Source organism: Allobosea sp. P1_A7 (assembly GCF_056406775.1).
Window position 1 is genome coordinate 1 of record NZ_JBFTZN010000253.1, and the last position, 8,344, is coordinate 8,344.

7 protein-coding genes and 1 pseudogene are annotated in these 8,344 nt (G+C 64.0%); 6 read left to right on the forward strand and 2 right to left on the reverse strand.

Annotated elements, in window-relative coordinates; translation table 11 throughout:
• Positions 1 to 599 precede the first annotated feature (599 nt).
• A pseudogene (locus tag AC1D34_RS29820) lies at positions 600 to 947 on the reverse strand (SDR family NAD(P)-dependent oxidoreductase); the annotation flags it as partial.
• A 36-nt stretch (positions 948 to 983) separates the two neighbouring features.
• A complete protein-coding gene (locus AC1D34_RS29825) occupies positions 984 to 2,336 on the reverse strand; it encodes an aminotransferase-like domain-containing protein (RefSeq protein WP_476826153.1) in 1,353 nt (450 codons plus the stop codon).
• A 104-nt stretch (positions 2,337 to 2,440) separates the two neighbouring features.
• On the opposite strand from AC1D34_RS29825, the gene AC1D34_RS29830 reads away from it, so the two are divergent.
• The 6 genes from AC1D34_RS29830 to AC1D34_RS29855 all read left to right on the forward strand — a co-directional run bounded on the left by AC1D34_RS29830 (position 2,441) and on the right by AC1D34_RS29855 (position 7,469).
• Positions 2,441 to 3,166, forward strand: a complete 726-nt coding sequence (locus tag AC1D34_RS29830; RefSeq protein WP_441509015.1) for an aspartate/glutamate racemase family protein — start codon at positions 2,441 to 2,443, stop codon at positions 3,164 to 3,166.
• Position 3,167: 1 nt separating this feature from the next.
• A complete protein-coding gene (locus tag AC1D34_RS29835; protein WP_476826154.1) occupies positions 3,168 to 4,340 on the forward strand; it encodes an aminotransferase class V-fold PLP-dependent enzyme in 1,173 nt (390 codons plus the stop codon).
• A gap of 17 nt (positions 4,341 to 4,357) precedes the next feature.
• Positions 4,358 to 5,233, forward strand: a complete 876-nt coding sequence (locus AC1D34_RS29840; protein ID WP_441509017.1) for an amino acid ABC transporter substrate-binding protein — start codon at positions 4,358 to 4,360, stop codon at positions 5,231 to 5,233.
• A 132-nt stretch (positions 5,234 to 5,365) separates the two neighbouring features.
• Positions 5,366 to 6,088, forward strand: coding sequence for an amino acid ABC transporter permease (locus AC1D34_RS29845; RefSeq protein ID WP_441509018.1), 723 nt, complete (start codon positions 5,366 to 5,368; stop codon positions 6,086 to 6,088).
• Positions 6,085 to 6,744, forward strand: a complete 660-nt coding sequence (locus AC1D34_RS29850; protein WP_441509024.1) for an amino acid ABC transporter permease — start codon at positions 6,085 to 6,087, stop codon at positions 6,742 to 6,744. Before AC1D34_RS29845 ends, AC1D34_RS29850 begins: the two co-directional genes overlap by 4 nt.
• The gene (locus AC1D34_RS29855) at positions 6,741 to 7,469 is read left to right on the forward strand and encodes an amino acid ABC transporter ATP-binding protein (protein WP_441509019.1); all 729 of its coding nucleotides are present in this window, start codon (positions 6,741 to 6,743) and stop codon (positions 7,467 to 7,469) included. Before AC1D34_RS29850 ends, AC1D34_RS29855 begins: the two co-directional genes overlap by 4 nt.
• Positions 7,470 to 8,344: the final 875 nt, after the last annotated feature.

The window sequence follows — 8,344 nt, forward strand, 5'->3', positions numbered from 1 at the left end:
TTCTCTTTCTGTCTTCAGTTTTCAAACAGCGGTGCGTCTAACAAAGACAAGCAGGCCAACCGATCTCTCGGCTACAAGGCCCGAAGCTCTCATGAAGCGCAGTAGAGCGGCCCCGCCAGCGGCGGCGCCGTCTCGATGAGCAGTGTTTAGGCGAACCAAGTTTCGGGTGTCAACAGCCGATTCGCATTTTGTTGAAAACGTCGATTGCAGGGGATCTATTCCCCCAGGATCGCACCGGTAAAGAGGTCCGAGGCGAAGTCGCGCTGCTTTGTGGCGATCACCAATACCAAGAAGTGGTCGCATCTTGGCGTCGTCACGTTAGCGGCGACACCGGCCAAGGCTTTCCAGTACACCAGTACGCCATGGCGCGCAGACGATGCAGATGGGTGAGAGAGGGCGGAGCGACGGGACCGGGGCGGGACGAACAGATGCGGGCCGCCGCCAGCGCCGCCGATCAGTTGAACAAATCACGCCTTGAGCAACCCTACGAATTGCGATTGCTCCCGGAGCCCTTCGCCGTAGCAAATGCAGGCGTCAACATGCTCCGGCGCATCGGACGCCTCAAAACAACCCGGCCACACGAGTCCGGGCCCTACAGCCTAGACCCATCCCCCGTCCACGATATAATGCTGCGCGGTACATGCTGACGCCTCGTCCGAGGCGAGGAATACTGTGAATTTCGCCAGTTCGCCCGGAGCCAATCTGCGCTTAAGGCATTGCCTCTGCATCAACTCGGCCTCGCTCTCCGGCGTCAGCCATTTCTCGATCTGGCGCTCTGTCATGATCCAGCCGGGCGCAATCGCGTTCACACGAATATTGTAGGGACCGTAATCTCGCGCCAGCGAGCGCGTCAGGCCGATCACGCCCGATTTGCTGGCCGTATAGGCGACCATGCCGCCCTGGCCCGCCATCCAGGAGGTCGAGCCGAAGTCGATGATGACGCCGCTTCAGTACTTGCTGAAATAGACCTGCAAGGAAGTCGCTCATTCCCGCCCGCGCAAGATACGGTCGATCCGCGAAAGCCCTTGTTCGAGACGTTCTAGGCTGGGCTCAGCACCTAGACTCAGGCGAAGCGCCTGAACGCCGCTCGTCGAGTTCGCGGCAAGATCCTGCGACGGCATCACCGTCAGCCCGCGCGCTCTGGCATAGGTCGCGAACTCGTCGCCGCGCCAAGGCTGCGGCAGGCTGAGCCAGACATGCAGGCCGTCATCGCGCGAGGCCAGCGCGTGCCCGCGCAACACCCGCCGCGCCAGATCGATCCGCTCCCGCCCGGCTGCGCGCCGCTTGGCGATCAGCCGCGTCGCCGTGTCGTCCTTGACCCAGCGCGAGGCCAGGCTCGCCAGCATCGGCGACGGCATCCAGGTACTCACCCGGATGGCGTTGCGCAGCCGCTCGGCGATTAACGGTGGCGCAGAGATGTAGCCGATGCGCAGGCCGGGCAGCACCGCCTTGKAGAAGCTCGTGACGTARCAGACGGCGTCCGGCGCCAGCGCCGCGAGCGGCCTGGGAGGCGTGCCGAGCAGCGGCGCATAGACCTCGTCCTCGACGATCATGATCCCCGAACGCAGCGCGAAGGCGGCAAGGCGCTCGCGTCGCTCGGGCGAAAGGTCGGTCAGCGTCGGATTGTGCAGGGTCGGGTTGAGCACGGCGAGGCGCGCGCCGGTCTCGGTTGCAATACGCTCGAAGGCGTCGATCTTCATGCCGTCGCGGTCCATCGGCACGCCGACGAGCTTCAGGCCCATCATCCGCGCGCAACTGACCAAACCAGGCGAGGTCAGCTCCTCGCACAGCACGGTCTCGCCCGCCTTGGCCAGCGCCAGCAAGCACGCGAAGACGCCGTTGATCGCGCCCGAAGTCAGCAGGATGCCGTCCTGCCGGGTGGGCACGCCGAGCCCCTCCAGCCAGAGCGCCGCCGGCGAGAGGTCATCATTAACCGCACCGCGCGCCACATACTCGAATAGCCGCTCACCGACATCGTAGCGCGCCATATCCTGACAGAGCTTCACCACGTCCTCGGACGGATCGAGCGGCATCGGGAAGTTTGAGGCGAAGTCGATGCTGACGCTGTTCTCGCCCGAGGGCCATGGGATGCGCGAAGCATCGCCGGCCCGGATGAAGGTGCCACGCCCGGTCTCGCCATTGACCAGCCCGAGCTCAAAGGCGAGCTTGTAGGCCTTGGTCACGCTCGACAGGTTGAGCGCGAGCGCCCTTGCCAGATCGCGCTGGGGCGGCAGCTTGTCGCCGGTGGCGAGGCGGCCTCGCGCAACGTCCTGCGCAATGGCCTCCGCGATGGCGCGGTAGACCGGCCGACCGGGTTCGAGTTCTGGAAACCACATGCTCGCTTCGGAGTGACGCATTCGTTTCAAATGTGATTGTCTGMCATACAATCAACTTGCGGGGCTAACCAGCGTCATTGCATCGTCTCCTAAAAGGCGGGTCTATGCAGACAATCGGACTGCTTGGCGGCATGAGTTGGGAAAGCTCGGCCGTCTACTATAAACTCATCAACGAGGGCGTGCGCGCCCGCCTAGGCGGGCTGCATTCGGCCAAGGTCGTACTCTGGTCGGCGGAGTTTCAGGATGTCGCTGCCAAGCAGGCTGCTGGCGACTGGCAGGCACTGCTGCGGATCATGATCGAGGGCGCAAGCGCGCTCGAACGCGCCGGCGCCGACATGTTGGTGATCTGCACCAATACCATGCACAAACTCGCCGACGAGGTCGCCGCCGCGATCTCGATCCCGATCATCCATATCGCCGACATTGCCGCAGCTGCGATCAAGCGCACGCCGAGCCGCCGCCCGCTGCTGCTGGCAACGCGCTTCACCTTGGAAGAGCCGTTCTATCGCGGCCGCATGCTCGAGCGGCACGGGCTCGACCTGATCCGGCCCGAGCCGGAGGACGAGCGCGCCGTCCACGACATCATCTATCGCGAGCTCTGCCAGGGTGTGGTCGAGCCCGCCTCCAAGGCGCGCTGCCGCGCCATCATAGAAGTGGCCCGTACACGTGGTGCCGATGGCGTCATTCTCGGCTGTACCGAGCTCGACCTGCTGCTCTCGCAGGCCGATAGCGACCTGCCTGTGTTCGACACAACAGCGCTCCATGCCGAGGCTGCTGTTAATCTCTCCCTCGCCGGCCATCAGGCCACCGCACTGACGAGAACCTCCTGACATGCACGGCGCCTCTTCGATCGCCCTCGGCCAGGCCATTCGCCATGAATGGCCGCTTGACTGGTCCAAGCTGACCGTCAATCACGGCGCCTTCGGCGCGACCCCGAAGGTCGTGCTCGCGGCGCAGGCCGCTTGGCGCGACAAAATGGAGGAGCAACCGAGCTTCTTCATGCGCGGCATCCTGCCCAAGGCGCTGCGGGCGAGCGCCACCGCTCTGGCCGCCTTCCTCAATGCCGAGGGCCAGGACGTCATCTTTGTCGACAACGCCACCACCGGCTGCAACGCCGTCCTGCGCTCGCTCGACCTCAAGCCCGGCGACGAGATCCTGCTGCACGGCCAGGCCTATGGCGCCGTCGCCAACACCGCCCGCTACGTCGCCGAGCGCAGCGGCGCCCGCATCGTCGTGGCGGAACTGCCGTTTCCCGAAGCCAACCCAATGGGCTTCGCCGGACGCTTCATCGCAGGCCTGACGGCGCGGACCCGCATCGCGATCATCGACCACGTCACCTCGCCGAGCGCACTCGTCCTGCCTGTCGCCGAGATCGCCCGCGCGTGCCGCGGGGCTGGCGTGCCCCTGCTGGTCGACGGCGCACACGGCCCGGGCCAGGTCGAGGTCGACCTGAGCGCCATCGACCCCGACTACTATGTCGGCAACTGCCATAAATGGCTCGCGGCCCCGAAGGGTTGCGCCTTCCTCTGGACCCGCAGCGACCGGCAGGCCGGCCTGCACCCGACCACGATCTCGCACGGCTTCCGGGGCGGCTACCTTACCGAATTCGACTGGACCGGCACGCRCGACGCCACCGCCCAGCTCGCCGTCGAGGCGGCACTCGCCTTCCACGAGCGCCTCGGCGGCAAGGCGCTGCGCCAGCGCAACATCGGCCTCGCCTGCCAAGCCGGCGAACTACTCGCCGAGCGTCTCGGCAGCACCTATGGCAATGCCGGGCACGAGACGGCCATGGCCATGGTCCGGCTGCCAATCGAGACCGGCCCCTTCACCAAGGACCGCGCCACCGCGCTGCGCGGCCGCCTCCTTGATGAATTTGCCACCGATGCGCCGCTCCACGCGCATCCGAGCGGCATCTGGGTGCGCGTCTCTGCCCACGCCTACAACGAGATCGGCGACTACGAGACGCTAGCCGAGATCTGCCGCAAGCTCGTCAAAACGATTTGAACGAAGAGGGGAGTGTCATGCTCAAGAAGACCGCCATTGGCAGCGCCATAATTGGCGCCGTTTTTGCCATCGTCACCGGAAGCGCCTCCGCCCAGGCGCTCTACGGCACGCTGAAGAAGATCAAGGACAGCGGCACGATCATCATCGGCCATAACGAGGATTCGCCGCCCTTCGCCTATTTCGGCGCCGACGGCAAACCGCAGGGCTACTCCATCGACATCTGCAACAAGATCGCCGACGCGGTAAAGGCAGAGCTGAAGATGGACAGCCTCACGGTCAAGTACCAGGCCGTAAACGGACAGACCCGTACTCCGTTGCTCGTCAACGGCACCGTCGACCTTGTCTGCGCCACGACGACCAACACCTTCTCGCGCCAGCAGCAGGTCGACTTTCTCAACACCATGTTCGTCACCGGCAACCGCCTGCTGGTGAAGAAGAACAGCGGCATCAAGGAAATCGAGGATCTCAAGGGCAAGGTCGTCTCGGCCAACCAGGGCACGACCAACGAGAAGGTGCTGAACGAACTCAATCAGAAGCTCAATCTCGGCATCAAGGTCCTCTCGACCAAGGACCAGCCGCAGGGCTGGATCGCTCTGGAGACCGACCGCACCGACGCGCACATGACGGATGAGGTCGTCGAATACGGCCTGATCGCCAAGTCGAAGAACCCCGCCGACTACGCCGTCGTCGGCCGCCTGCTCTCCTTCGACCCCTATGCGATCGTCATTCGCCGCGACGATTCTGCCTTCCGCTCGCTCGGCAACAAGGTGCTCGCGAACCTCTACCGCAGCGGCGAGTGGGAGCAGGTCTACACCAAGTGGATGTCGACCATCGGCCAGCCGCTGAGTGCCGATCTAAAGCTGCTGATGTCGATGCAGAACTATCCGGATTGAACTGCTCTGGAGCGCTTTCGGGGTCCATACCCGGAAAGCGCTCCGTCGCCTTCCCCGGCTGAAAAGCCCTCTCCTCCCGCCATTCGGGCGCAACTCGCTCCGAAGGCATGCTAACGGCCTGAAACGACGCGCATGCGCTATAACTGGAACTGGTCGGTGCTGTTCGCCGATCCCTATATCGGCTGGATCCTGACCGGCCTCGGCTGGACGGTGCTCGTCTCGCTCGTCGCCTGGACCATCGGGCTCGCGCTCGGCTCGGTGATCGGCACCATGCGCACACTGCCCTCGCCGGTCGCCCGCGCCATTGGAGCGACTTATGTCGAGATCTTCCGCAATGTTCCGCTGCTCGTGCAGATATTCCTGTTCTATTTCGTACTGCCGGAACTGCTGCCGCGCGATTGGGGGCGCTGGCTGAAGCGTGACCTGCCCCACCCCGAACTCACGATGGCGATGATCAGCCTCGGTCTCTACACCGCCTGCCGCGTCGCCGAGCAGGTCCGCGCCGGCATCGGCGCCGCCGGCCGCGGCCAGGCCAGCGCCGGCCTTGCCACCGGGCTGACCCTGTCCCAGGTCTACCGCCTGATCCTGCTGCCCCTCGCCTTCCGGCTGACGATCCCGGCGCTGACCAACGAATTCCTCAACGTCTTCAAGAACTCCTCGCTGGCGCTCACCATCGGCGTACTGGAACTCACCGCCCGCACCCGCGCCGTCGCCGACTACACCTACCAGTCGATCGAGGCCTTCGCGGCCGCCAGCCTGATCTATGCCACGATCAGCTTCCTCATCGCATTCCTGATGCGGCGCGTCGGGGTGCGCGCGCGGCTGCCGGGCACGCTCGGGACGGGAGCGCGCTGATGGGCTCGTTTGATTTCAAGGTCATCGTCAACGCCCTGCCTTTGCTCTGGGAAGGCATGCAGGTCACGCTGCTCTTGACCGCGCTGGGCATCATCGGCGGCCTCACGCTCGGCGTCGTGCTCGCTGTGATGCGCCTGTCGCGTTCACGGGTGCTCGGTTTCATCGCTGGCGCCTATGTCGACCTGCTGCGCTCCCTGCCGCTCGTGCTGCTGATATTCTGGTTCTATTTCCTGGTGCCGATCGCGGTCGGTCATCCCGTCGGCGGCTTCTACTCGGCTGTGATCGGCTTCATCCTGTTCGAGGGCGCCTATTTTTGCGAGATCATCCGCTCTGGCATTGAGGGCGTCCGCCGCGGCCAGGTCATGGCCGGGCTTGCCAGCGGCCTAACCCAGGCTCAGTGCATGCGGCTCGTCGTACTGCCCCAGGCCGTCCGGGCGATGACGCCGGTGCTGCTGATGCAATCGATCAATGTCTTCAAGAGTACCTCGCTGGTCTACGTCATCGGCCTCCGGGACTTCCTCACCGCGGCCGACCTCATCGGCGGCCGCGATAACCGGCTGACCGAGATGTACATCCTCGTCGCCGTCGTCTTTTTCGTCATTTGCTGGACCGCCTCGCAGGCTGTCGGCCTGCTGGAACGAAGGATTGTCCGGTGATCACCCTGGAACATGTCAGCAAATGGTACGGGGCGACCCAGGTTCTCGACGATTGCGCGACCAAGATCGAGAAGGGTGAGGTCGTTGTGGTCTGCGGCCCTTCGGGCTCCGGCAAGAGCACGCTGATCAAATGCATCAACGGGCTTGAGCCCTTCCAGAAGGGTGTGATCACCGTCGACGGCACCTCGGTCGGCGATCCCAAGACCAACCTGTCGAGGCTGCGCTCCCGCATCGGCATGGTCTTCCAGTCCTTCGAGCTCTACCCTCATATGAACGTGACCGAGAACATCTGCCTGGCCCAGCGACATGTCCTGAAACGCAGCGAGGACGCCGCCCGCGCCCGCGCGCTCGAGTTGCTCGACCGCGTCGGCCTCAAGGCCCAGGCCAACCGCTTCCCGGCCACGCTCTCCGGCGGCCAACAGCAGCGCGTCGCCATCGCCCGCGCACTGGCGCTCGATCCGATCGCGATGCTCTTCGACGAGCCGACCTCTGCCCTCGACCCCGAGATGATCAACGAGGTGCTCGATGTCATGACCGAGCTCGCCAAGGAGGGCATGACGATGATCGTCGTCACGCACGAAATGGGTTTCGCCCGCCGCGTCGCCGACCGCGTGCTGTTCATGGATGCGGGAGCGATTGTAGAGGACGCCAACACAGCCGACTTCTTCGACAAACCCGCCAGCGAGCGGGCGGCGCGGTTTCTATCCAAGATTCTCCATCATTGACCGCTTCGAACCTAATGTATTGCTTTGGGGCAATGGCCGGGATCACATAACGTTGACCAGTTCGGGTCTGAGCGGCGCGGTCCACGGAATCAGCGAACCGGAACACGGAAAAGACCTCCTGAGTCAGGCCCGGCGGCCATTGGTATCGGCCGAGAATCTTCGAGCGAGGTGACGCCTACCTTGACGCTCTGAACCCTTTTGGCTCAGAGGCGAGGCTCACTTACACCCGCCGGACCCGGGTCATGCGGAGGTCATAGCGTTCCGCATCGACCTCCCCTCATCGCCGCCGCCCTAGGTCAGCCGGTGCAGGGCAAAGCCGGGCTGCGGCGTGCCGATAAGCCGGACGGCCACCATGGTGTCGATCCCATCATAGTGCTTAAATCGCAACCCAAGACGCCAGCGCGACCGACGTTACGACCATCACAAGCCATTCGGCGCGGTAGAAACCGAGGATCGCCTTAGTCGGGCGACGCTCCACGAAACACGGGGCTCGATGTCGCACCGCGATCTGAGAGTCGTAATCGAAGCCAAGGCGCGTCAAAAACGCTGCCGCCATTTCTTGGTCGATATCGCCGACCAGTGCCCGGACCCCTGGCCCAGTAACTTGAAGAATTGAGCTTCTTATTCAGTCAAGAGTTCGGATGCGATCACGTAGGCAGTTTAGGCCCTCGCCGTTATCTCTATGCTTTGCTGGAGGGCTGTCGGGCAACGGACGTTGGGGATGTTGGTTCAACTGGCCGTCGGCGCGCTCGCAAGTGTCGTCAACATCTTCGCCCATTCTTTGGTCATGTCCCTGATGATAAGAGTGTCCCGCCGACAGGCCGAGACATTTCAAGATAGTCGGTGGTCGCTTTCCATGGTCATGTCCGCTGTAG